Source organism: Streptomyces sp. NPDC052052 (genome assembly GCF_040680455.1).
Lineage (GTDB): Bacteria > Actinomycetota > Actinomycetes > Streptomycetales > Streptomycetaceae > Streptomyces.
Genome location: NZ_JBFAWU010000017.1, coordinates 125,502 through 140,729, shown reverse-complemented (window position 1 = coordinate 140,729; position 15,228 = coordinate 125,502). Strand labels below are relative to the sequence as shown.

The 15,228-nt window shown below is 72.1% G+C and carries 11 protein-coding genes; 6 read left to right on the top strand and 5 right to left on the bottom strand.

What is annotated here, in order from left to right:
* Window positions 1-21: 21 nt before the first annotated feature.
* A complete protein-coding gene (locus tag AB0L71_RS21495; RefSeq protein WP_365245220.1) occupies window positions 22-1,023 on the bottom strand; it encodes an LLM class flavin-dependent oxidoreductase in 1,002 nt (333 codons plus the stop codon).
* A gap of 284 nt (window positions 1,024-1,307) precedes the next feature.
* On the opposite strand from AB0L71_RS21495, the gene ftsY reads away from it, so the two are divergent.
* Window positions 1,308-2,519 (top strand): signal recognition particle-docking protein FtsY, encoded by a 1,212-nt coding sequence (gene ftsY, locus AB0L71_RS21490; RefSeq protein WP_365245216.1) that lies wholly within the window; start codon window positions 1,308-1,310, stop codon window positions 2,517-2,519.
* A 123-nt stretch (window positions 2,520-2,642) separates the two neighbouring features.
* Here the strand turns inward: ftsY and AB0L71_RS21485 are convergent, their stop codons facing one another.
* Window positions 2,643-3,302: a bifunctional DNA primase/polymerase gene (locus AB0L71_RS21485; protein ID WP_365245213.1), complete on the bottom strand. Its 660-nt coding sequence runs from the start codon at window positions 3,300-3,302 to the stop codon at window positions 2,643-2,645.
* 441 nt (window positions 3,303-3,743) lie between these two features.
* Between AB0L71_RS21485 and AB0L71_RS21480 the strand changes: the two genes are divergently transcribed.
* The 5 genes from AB0L71_RS21480 (at window position 3,744) to ffh (ending at window position 11,609) form a co-directional block, all read left to right on the top strand.
* A complete protein-coding gene (locus AB0L71_RS21480) occupies window positions 3,744-5,219 on the top strand; it encodes a hypothetical protein (RefSeq protein ID WP_365245211.1) in 1,476 nt (491 codons plus the stop codon).
* A gap of 370 nt (window positions 5,220-5,589) precedes the next feature.
* Entirely contained in the window at window positions 5,590-6,933 is a 1,344-nt protein-coding gene (locus AB0L71_RS21475) for an ammonium transporter (RefSeq protein ID WP_365245208.1), read from the top strand.
* Window positions 6,930-7,268, top strand: a complete 339-nt coding sequence (locus AB0L71_RS21470; RefSeq protein ID WP_365245205.1) for a P-II family nitrogen regulator — start codon at window positions 6,930-6,932, stop codon at window positions 7,266-7,268. Before AB0L71_RS21475 ends, AB0L71_RS21470 begins: the two co-directional genes overlap by 4 nt.
* A gap of 29 nt (window positions 7,269-7,297) precedes the next feature.
* Window positions 7,298-9,760: a [protein-PII] uridylyltransferase gene (locus AB0L71_RS21465; protein WP_365245203.1), complete on the top strand. Its 2,463-nt coding sequence runs from the start codon at window positions 7,298-7,300 to the stop codon at window positions 9,758-9,760.
* Between the two features lie 301 nt (window positions 9,761-10,061).
* The gene (gene ffh, locus AB0L71_RS21460) at window positions 10,062-11,609 is read left to right on the top strand and encodes a signal recognition particle protein (protein WP_365245200.1); all 1,548 of its coding nucleotides are present in this window, start codon (window positions 10,062-10,064) and stop codon (window positions 11,607-11,609) included.
* A gap of 69 nt (window positions 11,610-11,678) precedes the next feature.
* Here ffh and AB0L71_RS21455 read toward each other — a convergent pair whose 3' ends face one another.
* Genes AB0L71_RS21455 through AB0L71_RS21445 form a run of 3 tightly spaced genes read right to left on the bottom strand, consistent with a single transcriptional unit; the run spans window position 11,679 to window position 15,228 of the window.
* Window positions 11,679-12,920 (bottom strand): phosphopentomutase, encoded by a 1,242-nt coding sequence (locus AB0L71_RS21455; RefSeq protein WP_365245197.1) that lies wholly within the window; start codon window positions 12,918-12,920, stop codon window positions 11,679-11,681.
* A gap of 26 nt (window positions 12,921-12,946) precedes the next feature.
* On the bottom strand, window positions 12,947-14,110 hold the full coding sequence (locus tag AB0L71_RS21450; protein ID WP_365245194.1) for an alanine racemase: 1,164 nt from the start codon (window positions 14,108-14,110) through the stop codon (window positions 12,947-12,949).
* Between the two features lie 2 nt (window positions 14,111-14,112).
* Entirely contained in the window at window positions 14,113-15,228 is a 1,116-nt protein-coding gene (locus AB0L71_RS21445; RefSeq protein WP_365245191.1) for an aminotransferase class V-fold PLP-dependent enzyme, read from the bottom strand.

The window sequence follows — 15,228 nt, the reverse complement described above, 5'->3', positions numbered from 1 at the left end:
CCCTGCCGTCGCGCAGCTGCTTCACGCGGCTGCCCCGGGCCCGCCGGGCCCGTCCGGTCGGCGTTCGACCGCCGCGCAGAACAGCCGCAGGCTGCGCCACCCCTCCTCGACCGGCATCCCGCCGCACAGCGGATGCAGGACCAGACTGTCCAGCTCCCCGGCCAGGCCCGCGCACTCGTCCGGGGTGACGACCCGGTAGACCCCTTCGTCCCGCAGCTCCGCCACCGTCGTCGCGGCGGACCGCACGGCCGAGCGGATGTCCTTGGACTGCCACGAGGCGTACGTACGGGCCTCGTGCAGGAAGTGCTCCCCGTACCGGGCCCAGGTCCGCTCCGGATCCTCGGACACATGCAGCAGCGGAATCTCGGCGGACGGCATCATGCAGAAGCCATCCGTCCGGAAACGCGCACACTGCTGCTGGTAGTACGCCTCCAGCTCCGGCAGGTGCGCGCTCGGGAAGAACGGCAGCCCGAACCGGGCGGCCCGCCGCGCCGACGCTCGCGAACTTCCGCCCACCAGCAGGAGCGGATGCGGCTGGGTGTACGGGCGCGGCGTGATCCGGACCGTACGGCCCCGGTACGGGAACGGTTCCCCGGTCCACGCGCGCAGGAGCGTCTGCAGGAGTTCGTCCTGGAGCCGGCCCCGCCTGCCCCATTCGACACCGGCCTGTTCGTACTCCTCGGGCCGGTAGCCGATCCCGGCCACCGTGACCAGCCGGCCCGCGCTCAGCAGGTCCAGAACCGCGATGTCCTCGGCCAGCCGCAGTGGATCGTGCAGCGGCCCGATGGCCGCCGAGACGGTGACCGTGATCCGACGGGTGGCGCCGAGGACCGAGCCGGCGAAGACGAAGGGGGAGGGCAGCCAGGAGTTGGCGGTGCCGTGGTGCTCCTCGGTCTGCACGGTGTCGACGCCGTGCCCGTCGGCGTACGCGGCCATCTCCAGCGCGGCGCGGTAGCGGGCCGAGAGCGACGTCGGGGTGGCGTTCGGGTCGACGAGATTGAACCGGACCACTGTGAAGGCCATGAGACGTGTCCCTTGGTCGGGCGGGATCGGGGGCGGGACGTTATCTGACGCAGCGTCAGAAGTGTAGGGGTGTGTCGCCTCCGCTCCGGGCTGGGCGAGGGGTTTTCCGGCCCGGCCGGTGCACTGTCCGGGGGCTCGGGTCCCCAGGGGTCTTCGGGGGTTTCGTGGAGCCTCGCGGCGTGGAGTGCGATGTACCACCAAAAGGTGCATAAGGGGCATGGGGGTGTGGAGGTGATCCTTCGGGGCAGCTTCCACGGTCGGACGTGACTGATACTGGGTGGGTTATGGAATTCGTCATCCTTGCTGTAGTCATCGCACTGGTCGCGGTCGGCGTGATCAGCGGGCTCGTGGTCAGCGGCCGCAAGAAGAAGCAGCTGCCCCCGGCGCCGTCGAGCACGCCGACCATCACTCCTCCCGCCGAGCCCCATGTCGGTGAGGAAGCCGAAACGCCGCGCGAGGAACCGCGCCGCACCATCGAGGAGGTCGCTCCTCCCTCGGCCGAGGCCCCGGTCGAGGAGGCCCCCGAGGCCGTCGAGGAGGAGGTGCCCGCCGCCCCCGCGGTGGAGGTGCCCGAGCCCACCGCGGGCCGGCTGGTGCGGCTGCGTGCCCGGCTCGCCCGCTCGCAGAACTCCCTCGGCAAGGGGCTGCTCACGCTGCTGTCCCGCGACAACCTCGACGAGGACACCTGGGAGGAGATCGAGGACACCCTCCTCACCGCCGATGTCGGTGTCGCGCCCACCCAGGAGCTGGTGGAGCGGCTCCGGGAACGCGTCCGGGTGCTCGGCACCCGTACCCCCGAAGGGGTGCGCGCGCTGCTGCGCGAAGAGCTCCTCACCCTGCTCGGCACCGACTTCGACCGTGAGGTCAAGACGGAGAGCGGCGTCGACACCCCCGGTGTCGTGATGGTCGTCGGCGTCAACGGAACCGGCAAGACGACCACCACCGGCAAGCTGGCCCGGGTGCTCGTCGCCGACGGCCGCAGCGTCGTCCTCGGCGCGGCCGACACCTTCCGGGCCGCCGCCGCCGATCAGCTGCAGACCTGGGGCGAGCGCGTCGGCGCCCGCACCGTGCGTGGGCCCGAGGGAGGCGACCCCGCGTCGATCGCCTTCGATGCGGTGAAGGAAGGGATCGCCGAGGGCGCCGATGTCGTCCTCATCGACACCGCGGGACGGCTGCACACCAAGACCGGGCTCATGGACGAGCTCGGCAAGGTCAAGCGCGTCGTGGAGAAGCACGGTCCGCTCGACGAGATCCTGCTCGTCCTCGACGCCACGACCGGGCAGAACGGCCTGGTGCAGGCCCGTGTGTTCGCCGAGGTCGTCGACATCACCGGCATCGTGCTCACCAAGCTGGACGGCACCGCCAAGGGCGGCATCGTCGTCGCCGTCCAGCGCGAGCTGGGTGTCCCGGTGAAGCTGATCGGTCTCGGCGAGGGGCCGGACGACCTGGCTCCGTTCGAGCCGGGGGCGTTCGTGGACGCCCTGATCGGGGACTGACCGCCGCACGCACCAGGAAGAGCCCGACCGCAGGACGCACCCGCGGTCGGGCTCTTCTGCTGTCCGGCTCGGCCGCGGGCCGGGCGACTGTGCGCGCCCGGATCCACCCTGAGCCGAGGCGGCTCAGCCGCGCGGGGGCGCGCGATGGCAGCTGTACGCCAGCGTGCCCAGCAGCAGCCGCGCCTGGGGCAGCGCGGCCGCGGTGTCCAGCGTCGGCGGGCGCAGCCACCGGACCGGACCGAGGCCGCCCTCGTCGGAAGGCGGGGCGGTGATGTGGCAGCCGGGGCCGAGGGCCCGCAGGTCCAGCCGCGCGTCGTCCCACCCCAGCCGGTAGAGCAGCCGGGGGAGCTCGGCGGCGGCCCCCGGGGCCACGAAGAACTGTGCCCGGCCGGCCGGTGTCACCGTGACCGGGCCGAGCGGCAGCCCCATCCGCTCCATGCGTACCAGGGCCCGCCGCCCGGCCGATTCGGCGACGTCGAGGATGTCGAAGCTGCGGCCCACCGGGAGCAGCATCGAGGCGCCCGGCACCCGGGCCCATGCGTCCGCCACCGTGTCGAGTGCGGCCCCTGCGGGGATCTCGGGAGCGAAGTCCAGCGGATGGGCGCCGGGGGACGGGCACTGCGCCTCCCCGCACGAGCAGCGGCCGGCCGAGGCGCGGGCGCCCGGTGCGACGGCCCAGCCCCACAGTCCTGTGTACTCGGCCACTGCCGTGCACTCGGCCGCACGGGCGCGGCGCCGTGAGCCGGTGCGCATCTCGCGGATGCCGCCGATCGAGAAGCCCATGCCCCCTCCAACGTCTCCCGGTCGCGGGTGGTTACGTTGCGGAGCGCGATCGCGGCACGTCGTCGACGCCGCCGACACCATCGACACCGTCGACCCCTGGCGCCCCGGTGCGCTCCGGGGCGTGCGATCCGGCCGACGCGCTCTGCCGCGCATCACTGCGCCCACTGCCGATCGTCCTGTGTCAAGTGAATCGCGCCCGGCGACGGTGGCGTTCATTCGAAGGGGTGGCGAATGGTGGCGATTCCGCCGACGCCCTCGCAGCGGCGGTGATCGTAGGATTACCGTCGGTACGCGAACCGTGGCAGTAGGTGCGTGCGTGGGTATGCCGGAGGCATTCCGATTTTTTGTTCGATCGTGCACAGCCTTCGTGTGAGTGGCAGGCGATCAGGCCCTTCTGATATTGGTTCGCGCGACAGTATTCAGCCGGATGGGGGCGTTCCAGTGAGTGGCAGCGGCGCGGGTGATTCGAGTGCCGGAAAGCGCCCCAATGAGCAGTTGAGCTCATGGTTCGTGCGCAGCGGCTGGTCGAAGGGCGAGCTGGCGCGCCAGGTGAACCGCCGGGCCCGTCAGATGGGCGCCCACCACATCAGCACCGACACCTCCCGGGTGCGGCGCTGGCTCGACGGGGAGCGGCCGCGCGAGCCGATCCCGCGCATCCTCTCCGAGCTCTTCTCGGAGCGCTTCGGTTCCGTCGTCGCCATCGAGGACCTCGGGCTGCCCGCCACGCACCAGTCACCGTCCGTGTCCGGCATCGACCTGCCCTGGGCGGGCCCGCAGACCGTGGCTCTGCTCAGCGAGTTCTCCCGCAGCGATCTCATGCTCGCCCGCCGTGGTTTTCTCGGCTCCTCGCTCGCGCTCGCCGCGGGGCCCGCCTTGATCGAACCCATGCAGCGGTGGCTGGTGCCCGTCGCCGCCACCGGGCCCACGGTTCCGGAGCCGGCCGCGACGGACCGCCGCCCCTCCAGGCTCTCCGCCCCCGAGCTCGACCTGCTGGAGTCCACCACCGTGATGTTCCGCCAGTGGGACGCACAGTGCGGAGGCGGACTGCGCCGCAAGGCCGTCGTCGGACAACTCCACGAGGTGACCGACCTCTTACAGGAACCGCAGCCGGCCGCCACCGCCAAGCGGCTGTTCCGCTGCGCGGCGGAGCTGGCGGAGCTGGCGGGCTGGATGAGCTACGACGTGGGCCTCCATCCCACCGCCCAGAAGTACTTCGTCCTCGCGCTGCACGCCTCGAAAGAGGCCGGTGACAAACCCCTCGGCTCGTACGTCCTGTCCAGCATGAGCCGCCAGATGATCCACCTCGGACGGCCCGACGACGCCCTCGAACTCATCCATCTGGCGCAATACGGCAGCCGGGACTGCGCCACCCCGCGCACCCAGGCCATGCTGTATGCGATGGAGGCCCGCGCGTACGCCAACATGGGTCAGCCGAGCAAGTGCCGACGTGCCGTCCGGATGGCCGAGGACACCTTCCTCGACGTGGGGATCGACGGCGAGCCCGAGCCCGACTGGATCCGCTTCTTCTCGGAGGCCGAGCTCAACGGCGAGAACTCCCACTCGTACCGCGACCTCGCCTATGTCGCGGGCCGCAGCCCCACGTACGCCGCGCTCGCCTCACCCCTCATGGAGAAGGCCGTCCAGCTCTTCGGCGAGGACGACGAGCACCAGCGGTCCTACGCACTCAACCTGATCGGCCTCGCCACCGTCCATCTGCTCCAGCGCGAGCCCGAGCAGTCCACGGTGCTGGCCAAGCAGGCGTTGCACGTCGCCAGGAAGGTCCGCTCCGAGCGCGTCAACACCCGGCTCCGCAAGACCGTCGACATCGCGGCCAGGGACTTCGGGGACGTTTCCGCAGTCGCCGGGCTCACCGATCTCCTCACCGAGCAGCTGCCCGAGACCGCGGAAGCGGTCTGAGCCGCACCTTCGACCCCGGCCACGGCGACCACCCCGCACAGACCGACTCCGGCTCCCCCATGGCCAGGTCAACGGGTGGTCGGCGTGGCCGGTTCGCGTTGTCCTGCCCGTACGGGAGAGTCGTAACCGCACCGTATGCGGCCCGGACCACAGAGTGGCGCAGGCCCCGGACACGCCACGGTCGGTTCATGGAGACGTAACACGCCGATTCTCTTCGTCACTGCCGCGAAACACCGTGCGGCATCGGTGGAAACGGCGCTGGGCGAGGCTCATGGCGCATAACCGGCCCGCACCTTTTCCCAGTGGTCCCGCACGGGGTCCCTTCCCCCCATCGCCCGCACGCGGCCGCACCGACGACGAGGAGACGCCGATGCCCCCAGGCATCACGACGCTAGCCGCAGAAGCCCCGACGCTGTCTGCCGCCAACACCGGGTTCATGCTCATCTGCTCCGCCCTGGTGATGCTCATGACCCCTGCCCTGGCCTTCTTCTACGGAGGCATGGTCCGCGTCAAGAGCACTCTCAACATGCTGATGATGAGCTTCATCAGCCTCGGGATCGTCTCGGTCCTGTGGGTGCTCTACGGATTCAGCCTTGCCTTCGGCTCCGATGTCGGCTCCGTCATCGGCTGGAGCTCGGACTACTTCGGTCTCAGCGGGATCGGTGTCACCGAGCTCTGGGACGGCTACACGATCCCTGTCTACGTGTTCGCCGTCTTCCAGCTGATGTTCGCCATCCTCACCCCTGCCCTGATAAGCGGCGCCCTCGCCGACCGGGTGAAGTTCACCTCCTGGGCCCTGTTCCTCACGCTGTGGGTGACCGTTGTCTACTTCCCCGTCGCGCACTGGGTGTGGGGCGCAGGCGGCTGGCTCTTCGACCTCGGCGTCATCGACTTCGCCGGCGGTACGGCCGTCCACATCAACGCGGGTGCCGCGGCACTCGGCGTGATCCTCGTCATCGGCAAGCGCGTCGGCTTCAAGAAGGACCCGATGCGGCCGCACAGCCTCCCGCTGGTGATGCTCGGTGCCGGACTGCTCTGGTTCGGCTGGTTCGGCTTCAACGCCGGATCGTGGCTCGGCAACGACGACGGCGTCGGCGCGGTCATGTTCGTCAACACCCAGGTCGCCACCGGTGCCGCGATGCTCGCCTGGCTCGGGTACGAGAAGATCCGCCACGGCTCCTTCACCACGCTCGGCGCGGCCTCCGGCGCGGTCGCCGGTCTCGTCGCCATCACCCCGTCCGGCGGTTGCGTCAGCCCGCTCGGCGCGATCGCGGTCGGCGCCATCGCCGGTGTCGTCTGCGCCATGGCCGTCGGACTGAAGTACAAGTTCGGCTACGACGACTCCCTGGACGTCGTCGGCGTCCACCTCGTCGGCGGTGTCATCGGTTCCCTCCTCGTCGGCTTCTTCGCCACCGGCGGTGTCCAGTCCGACGCCAAGGGCCTCTTCTACGGCGGCGGCCTCGACCAGCTCGGCAAGCAGGCCGTCGGTGTCTTCGCGGTGCTCGCGTACTCTCTGGTCGTCTCCGCGGTCCTCGCCTTCCTCCTGGACAAGACGATCGGGATGCGGGTCTCCGAGGACGACGAGATCTCCGGCGTCGACCAGGTCGAGCACGCCGAGACCGCGTACGACTTCAGCGGAGCGGGCGGCGGCGCGGCCTCGCGCACCAACTCCTCCGCGCCGGCAGCCCCGCAGACGAAGAAGGTGGACGCATGAAGCTCATCACCGCAGTCGTGAAGCCGCACCGGCTGGACGAGATCAAGGAGGCCCTCCAGGCCTTCGGCGTCCAGGGCCTCACGGTCACGGAGGCCAGCGGCTACGGGCGTCAGCGCGGACACACGGAGGTCTACCGGGGTGCCGAGTACACCGTCGACCTCGTTCCCAAGATCCGCATCGAGGTCCTCGTCGAGGACGAGGACTCCGACGAGCTCATCGACGTGGTCGTGAAGGCCGCCCGGACCGGCAAGATCGGTGACGGGAAGGTCTGGAGCGTCCCGGTCGACACCGCGATTCGCGTACGTACGGGCGAACGCGGCCCGGACGCACTCTGACCGACGCTCCCGAAACGAAAGGCAGCCGGGTGACGAGCACCGAAGTGACCACCGAATCCGAAGGCTCGGAACCCAGCAGCTACGCGGCGGCCCGGTTGCGTCTCCTCCAGGAGGAGACGCGGTCCGGGCCGCCGCGCCGTTCCGCCCTCGCCTCCCTCACCGACGACTGGCTCACCGCGCTGTTCACCGCCGCGGCCGCACAGACCGGCGTGCGCGGCGCCGCCCTCGTCGCCGTCGGCGGATACGGCCGCGCCGAACTCTCCCCGCGCAGCGACCTCGACCTCCTGCTCCTGCACGACGGAAGCGCCGACGCCGGGGCCCTCGCCTCCCTCGCCGACCGCATCTGGTACCCCGTCTGGGACCTCGGACTCGCCCTCGACCACTCCGTACGCACCCCCGCCGAAGCCCGCAGGACGGCCGGCGAGGACCTCAAGGCCCAGCTCGGGCTGCTCGACGCCCGGCCCGTCGCCGGAGACCTCGGCCTCGTCGCCGCCCTGCGTACCGCGGTCCTCGCCGACTGGCGCAACCAGGCCCACAAACATCTGCCCGCCCTCGACGAACTCTGCCGCGAACGCGCCGAACGCCAGGGCGAGCTGCAGTTCCTCCTCGAACCCGACCTCAAGGAGGCCCGGGGCGGACTGCGCGACGTCGTCGCCCTGCGCGCCGTCGCCGCGTCCTGGGTCGCCGACGCCCCCCGCGAGGGCCTCGCCGAAGCCCGCCGCATCCTCCTCGACGCCCGCGACGCCCTCCACCTCACCAGCGGCCGCGCCACCGACCGCCTCGCCCTCCAGGAACAGGACCAGGTCGCCGGCGCCCTCGGCCTGCTCGACGCGGACGCGCTGCTCCGCCAGGTGTACGAAGCCGCCCGCACCATCTCGTACGCGACCGACGTCACCTGGCGCGAGGTCAACCGCGTCCTGCGCGCCCGCTCCGCGCGCCCCCGGCTGCGCACGATCCTCGGAGGCGGCAAGGCCGCCGCCGTGGAACGCACACCGCTCGCCGAAGGCGTCGTCGAGGCCGACGGCGAAGTCGTCCTCGCCCGCTCCGCCCGCCCCGACCGGGACCCCGTGCTCGTCCTGCGCGCCGCCGCGGCGGCCGCCCAGTCCGAGCTCCCGCTCTCCCGCCATGTCGTACGCCACCTCGCCACCGCCGCACGTCCGCTGCCGGTGCCCTGGCCCGCCGAGGCCCGTGAGGAACTCGTCACCCTCCTCGGCGCGGGCGAGGCCACCGTCCCCGTCTGGGAGGCGCTCGAAGCCGAAGGGCTGATCACCCGGCTGCTCCCCGACTGGGAACGCGTCCACTGCCGCCCCCAGCGCAACCCCGTGCACACCTGGACCGTCGACCGCCACCTCGTCGAAGCGGCCGTCCGCGCCTCCTCCCTCACCCGGCGGGTAGGCCGCCCCGACCTCCTCCTCGTCGCCGCGCTCCTGCACGACATCGGCAAGGGCTGGCCCGGCGACCACTCCGTGGCCGGGGAGGTCATCGCCCGTGACATGGCCGCCCGGATCGGCTTCGACCAGCACGACGTGGGCGTCATCGCCACCCTGGTCCGCCACCACCTGCTGCTCGTCGAGACGGCCACCCGCCGCGACCTCGACGACCCGGCGGCCATCCGCGCCGTCGCCACCGCGGTCGGCACCCCCTCCACCCTGGAGCTCCTGCACGCCCTCACCGAGGCCGACGCACTGGCCACCGGGCCCGCCGCCTGGTCCCGCTGGCGCGCCTCCCTCGTCGCCGACCTCGTCGCACGCGTCGCCGCCGTGCTCGCCGGCCGGGCCCCGGCGGAACCGGAACCCGCCGCCCCCAGCGCCGAACAGGAACGCCTAGCCGTCGAGGCCCTGCGCACCGGCGAACCCGTGCTCGCCCTGCACACCCAGGCCGAGCCCCCGCTGGAGGACGGCGAACCGGAACCCGTCGGCGTCGAGCTCCTCATCGCCCTGCCGGACCGTCCCGGAGTGCTTCCCGCGGTGGCGGGCGTGCTGGCCCTGCACCGCCTCACCGTGCGGGCAGCCGACCTGCGGGCCGTGGAACTCCCCAGCGAGCTCGGCGCGGCCGACTCCGACGCCGGCCTGCTGCTGCTCAGCTGGCGGGTCGCGGCCGAGTACGGCTCCCTGCCGCAGGCCGCCCGGTTGCGCGCCGACCTGGTGCGCGTCCTCGACGGCTCCCTGGACATCCGGGCCCGCCTCGCCGAACGCGAGGCCGCCTACCCCCGGCGGCGCGGGCTGAAGGCCCCGCCGCCACGGGTGACGGTCGCGGCGGCCGCCTCACAGCTGGCGACGGTGATCGAGGTGCGGGCCCAGGACGCCCCGGGGCTGCTGCACCGGATCGGCCGGGCACTGGAGCAGTGCGAGGTCCGGGTGCGCAGTGCGCATGTGTCGACGCTGGGGGCGAACGCGGTGGACACGGTCTACGTCACCCGGGAGGACGGCAGTGTGCTTCCGGACGAGGAGGCGGCGGCTCTGGCCAAGGCTCTGGAGGAAGCCCTGCGCTGAGGCGTGGCCAGGGCGTGCTTCGAAAGTGGCGTCGTCTGCCCGAAGGGCAGGCTCGGCGGCGTCTGGTGCGTGCGATCGCAAGGCGGAGGGTCGCCCCGATACCGGTGTATCGGGGTGAGCCCGACAACGCGGCGAGCGTGCGTGCCAGGCGTCGCCGAGCAGGCGGTACTTTCGAAACACGCCCTAGGGGCGACCGCCCCGGTCCCCGGCCCGGTTCGACGGGCAAGGGCGTTCGCACCCCGGAGCCAGATACCCTAGAGGGCGATCCACCGACCCCGACCCCAGAGGACCGACGAGCGCCGTGTTCGATACTCTCTCCGACCGCCTTGCCGCGACTTTCAAGAACCTCCGGGGCAAGGGCCGCTTGTCCGAGGCGGACATCGACGCCACGGCCCGCGAGATCCGTATCGCCCTGCTGGAGGCGGACGTCGCGCTGCCCGTCGTCCGCTCCTTCATCTCCAGCGTCAAGGAGCGGGCGCGCGGCGCCGAGGTCTCCCAGGCGCTGAACCCCGCCCAGCAGGTCGTCAAGATCGTCAACGAGGAGCTCGTCGGCATCCTCGGCGGCGAGACCCGGCGGCTGCGGTTCGCCAAGACCCCGCCCACCGTGATCATGCTCGCGGGTCTCCAGGGTGCCGGTAAGACCACCCTCGCCGGAAAGCTCGGCCTCTGGCTCAAGGGCCAGGGCCACTCGCCGCTGCTCGTCGCCTGTGACCTCCAGCGCCCCAACGCCGTCAACCAGCTCAGCGTGGTCGCCGACCGCGCCGGGGTCGCGGTGTACGCCCCGCAGCCGGGCAACGGCGTCGGCGACCCGGTCCAGGTCGCCAAGGACTCGATCGAGTACGCGCGGTCCAAGCAGTACGACGTCGTGATCGTCGACACCGCCGGCCGTCTCGGCATCGACCAGGAACTGATGCAGCAGGCCGCGGACATCCGCGACGCCGTCAGCCCGGACGAGATCCTCTTCGTCGTCGACGCGATGATCGGTCAGGACGCGGTCAACACCGCCGAGGCCTTCCGCGACGGCGTCGGCTTCGACGGCGTGGTGCTCTCCAAGCTCGACGGCGACGCCCGCGGTGGTGCCGCCCTCTCGATCGCCCACGTCACGGGCAAGCAGGTCATGTTCGCGTCGAACGGTGAGAAGCTCGAGGACTTCGACGCCTTCCACCCCGACCGCATGGCGTCCCGCATTCTCGACATGGGTGACCTGCTCACCCTGATCGAGCAGGCGGAGAAGACCTTCAGCCAGGAAGAGGCCGCCAAGATGGCCTCCAAGCTGGCGTCCAGCAAGGGCAAGGACTTCACGCTCGACGACTTCCTGGCCCAGATGGAGCAGGTCCGGAAGATGGGCTCCATCTCCAAGCTGCTCGGGATGCTGCCCGGCATGGGGCAGATCAAGGACCAGATCAACAACATCGACGAGCGCGACGTGGACCGCACCGCCGCGATCATCAAGTCGATGACCCCGAAGGAACGCGCCGAGCCGACGATCATCAACGGCTCTCGCCGGGCCCGTATCGCCAAGGGTTCCGGGGTCGAGGTCAGCGCTGTGAAGAACCTCGTGGAGCGGTTCTTCGAGGCGCGCAAGATGATGTCGAAGATGGCCCAGGGCGGCGGCATGCCGGGGATGCCCGGGATCCCGGGCATGGGCGGCGGTCCCGGCCGGCAGAAGAAGCAGGTCAAGCAGGCCAAGGGCAAGCGCAAGAGCGGCAACCCGATGAAGCGCAAGGCCGAGGAGCAGGCGGCCGCGGCCCGTCGTGAGCAGGCGGCGCAGGGCGGCGCCTTCGGTCTGCCGGAGCAGGGGGGCAAGGACTTCGAGCTGCCGGACGAGTTCAAGAAGTTCATGGGCTGACCGCCCGGCCCGACATGCCCGAGGGGCGCCCGCCATCGGCGGGCGCCCCTCGGGCATGTACGCGCGGTCCTACGCGGCGAGCCGTCCCGGCCGCAGCGTGGTGCCGTTGGCCAGGCCCGCCGGGTCGAGGGACAGCGACTGGGCCGCGGTGGCGCCGACGTCGGCGAGACTGTCCGCGTCGGGCAGCAGCTCCACGCCGTTCGTGCCGGGCCGGTGGATCAGCACCGGCACGTACTCACGGGTGTGGTAGGCGTGCCCGATCGTCGGGTCGTTCCCGTGGTCGCCGGTGACGATCAGCCGGTCTCCGGGGTGGTCGAGCAGCGCCAGGAGCCCGGCGAGCCCGGCGTCCACCTGTTCCAGCAGGTGCCCGTAGCGCTCGGTGTCCTGCTGGTGTCCGGCCAGGTCGGTCTCCTGGACGTTGGCGACGACGAGCGCGTCCCCGGTGGCACGCACCGCCTCGAGGGTGTGCGCGAACACGTCGGCGGTCTTCACCGCCGGGTGCCGGCGCGCCGCGTCGCAGGCCAGGATGTCCGCGGCCTTGCCCACCAGGGTGACCGGGATGCCGGCGCGGGCGGCCAGCTCGGGAAGCTGGCGGGAGTGGTCGAGCGGGGCGCCCAGGTGCTGGACCTCCAGACCGCCGTTGCGGTAGAAGCCGGTGGCGGGGGTGTCGAGGCCGACGGTTCCCGCGTCGCCGGGGCGCACGAACTGCGCCAGCGGGCCGTCCGCGTGCCCGCCGACGGCGATGACCCGGGCGACCGGCGCGACCGCGCGGACGGTCCGGGCGATCGCCACGATCCCGCCGGGCCCGTCGAAGGACCGGTCCTCCAGGCGGCCGGAGGCGTTCCAGTTGATCCCGGGGTCGGCCTCCAGGTTGTCGTGGACGAGGACCGCCCCGTCGACGGCGAGCAGGGGCTTGCCGTCCAGCGTGGTGACCTGGTGACCGGCCGCTTCGAGGGCGGCGGTCACCTCGTCCAGGTGGTCGGCGAGCCGGGCCACGGTGACCCGGCTGAAGTCGGCGCCCATCATCGTCTGGTGACCCGCGAAGGTGTCGGCGCCCGGGTAGCCGAGCGCGGCACGGCCCGCGGCCACCGGCAGCGGGGTCCGGCGGGCGAGGTCCGGGTGCGGGTGGACGAGGCCGAGCCCCAGCGAGCCGAGCACTGGCAGGCGCAGCGGCCGGCCGAGGGCCTCGCGGCAGTGGTCGAGGACGTGTCCGCAGGTGTCGGCGGTGATGTCGCCGGGGCGCAGGGCGCCCGCGTCGGGCATGGCGCCGACACCGAATCCGTCGATGACGACGATGACGGTCTTGGCCATGGGTGCCTCCTGTTCAGGGGCCGGTCTCACAGGGCCCGGCCCTGGGCGTCGTACAGACCGTTCAGCCGGGGGCTGCCGGAGGCGAGCCCGGAGACGACGGCGACGGTCGAGCGGGTGACGAAGATCTGGGTGCGGAAGGCGAGCAGCGCGGTGTCGCCGAGCTGGACGTCCTGGCCGTCGGCGGGCGCGTCGAGCAGCCGGTAGTAGTCGATGTTCTCGGCGGGCGCGTCCTGGACGCCGAGGCGTACGCCGGTGCGGGGCAGCAGGGCGCTGCGGATGTGGGACCGGGCGTAGAAGCCCCCGCCGCGGATCGCCGGGCGGCCGTCGTCGAGGGTGTGCGCGATCTCGCTGACGTACACGTACGCGGGCTTCTCCGGCTGGTGCGGGTCGAGCGCGTGCAGCGGGGTGGTGCCGGTGAGGGCGTGACCGGGTTCGCCGTGGGTGGCGCCGAGTTCGGCGAGCAGCGGGAGGGAGGCCATCGAGGTGGCACTGGGGGCGCTCAGCTTCAGGTGCTCGTGCCCCCGCGCGGCCAGGACCTCGCGGGCCTTGAGCGCGAGCGCGAACGACGGGGTGGCGCGGGGGGTGCCGGTCGCCGGGTCGCACAGGACGCACGGGAAGGCGGTGACGCCCGCGATCCGGATGCCGGGCAGCTGCTCGGCGGCTTCGGCGAAGGCGTCGAGGCGGGGGAGCGGAACGCCGCCCTCCTGGCCGGGGTAGACGGTGCCCTCGGCGCCTTCGAGACGGACCAGCACGTCCTGGACGAAGCCGAGCCGCTCGGCCGCCTCGGACACCGCCCGGGCGTTCGCGAGGTCGAACACCGTGACGGTCTCGGGACGCCAGGCCAGCATCTCGGGCAGCTCGTGACGCGGGATCTGGACCAGGTGGCCGAGGTTGCCGGGCCGGGCGCCCGCGGCGTGCAGCGTACGCGCCTCGGGCGGGTCGATCGCGGCGGACCGGGGGATGTGCCGGGCGACGGCCCTGATCAGTTCGGGGTTGCGGCCCAGCTGTTTGACGACGAACCAGAGGCTGATACCGAGCCGTTCGGCCTCGGCGGCCAGCAGCGCGGCGTTGGCCTCGACGGCGTCGAGGTCCATCACATACGTGTCCGGCGGGATGTCACCCCGCCGGTGCAGCAAGGCCGCGGCGTCGACGAGCTCGGGGTTGCGGGTGAGCACGGTGTCGAGGAACACGGTCAGTCGTCCTTCGGGTCGTTCAGCGCGTCGAGCGAGCGGCGCAGGATGTCGATGACGAGATCCGCGCCCGCCCGCATCGGGTTGATGCGTACGGTCCAGTCGGCCAGCTCGGGGGAGTCGTCCAGCGCGGAGCTGGACATGCGGTAGAAGAGCGGCGCGATCTCGTAACGCGAGTTGGAACCCACGGGGTACGGGGCCGCCCCGAAGCGGGCGGCGACGGCGGGCAGTTCCTTCGCGACGGGCCGGTCGAGGCGGACCAGCAGGCAGCGGTCCTGGGCGTTGGCGATCCGCACCTCGGCGACACCGTCCACCTCGCCCGCCGCGAGCCGCTCGGCGACCTCGGCACCGACCCGCGACTGCACGGACCACATCACCGGTACATGGGTGAGGGCGCGCAGGGCGTCGAGCGCCTGATGGCCCTGGACCTGCCCGCCACCGGAGTAGTTGTCGCGGCGGATGTGCTCGACCAGATCGCGGGCGCCGACCACGATGCCGACCCCTTCGGGGCCGTGCAGTTTGAACAGGGAGAAGCAGGAGGCGTCGGCGCCGAGTTCCACCCCTGCGGCCGGGGTGCGCATGACGGCGTAGTTGTCGTCCACGAGGGTGCGGACTCCGGCGGCCCGGCAGGCGGCCAGGACCTCGGCGGGGTCGTAGGAGTCGGCGAGCCGCTGCCGGGTGTGCTGGACGTAGGCCCAGCGGAACCGGCCGGATGCCAACGCCTCGTTCAGCGCCTGCGCGTCGTTGAAGTCGACCTCGACGGTCTCCACACCGATGCCGCGCAGGGTGACCTCGGTGGTGCGGTAGACGGGGGCCCGGTGGATGAGCAGCGGGTCGCCCGCCTGTACGGCGGCGTTCAGCGCGGCACGGATCGCGCCGGTGCCGGCGCCCTGGACGAAGGCGGCGTCCTCGGCGCCGAAGAAGTCCGCGAGCACGGCTTCGACCCGGGCGGTGGTGCGGGGGCGGCCGAGTCCGGGGACGACACCGGCGTCCGCCTCGAAGAGTTGGGGGCCCTCGAAGTGCGCGGCGGTGGCCTCCAGGAGCCGGAACTGCCGGGCGATCGCGTCGTCCAGCTCCACCGTCGCGAGCGGAAAGGTCTGCGGAAGTACGGGGTTCAT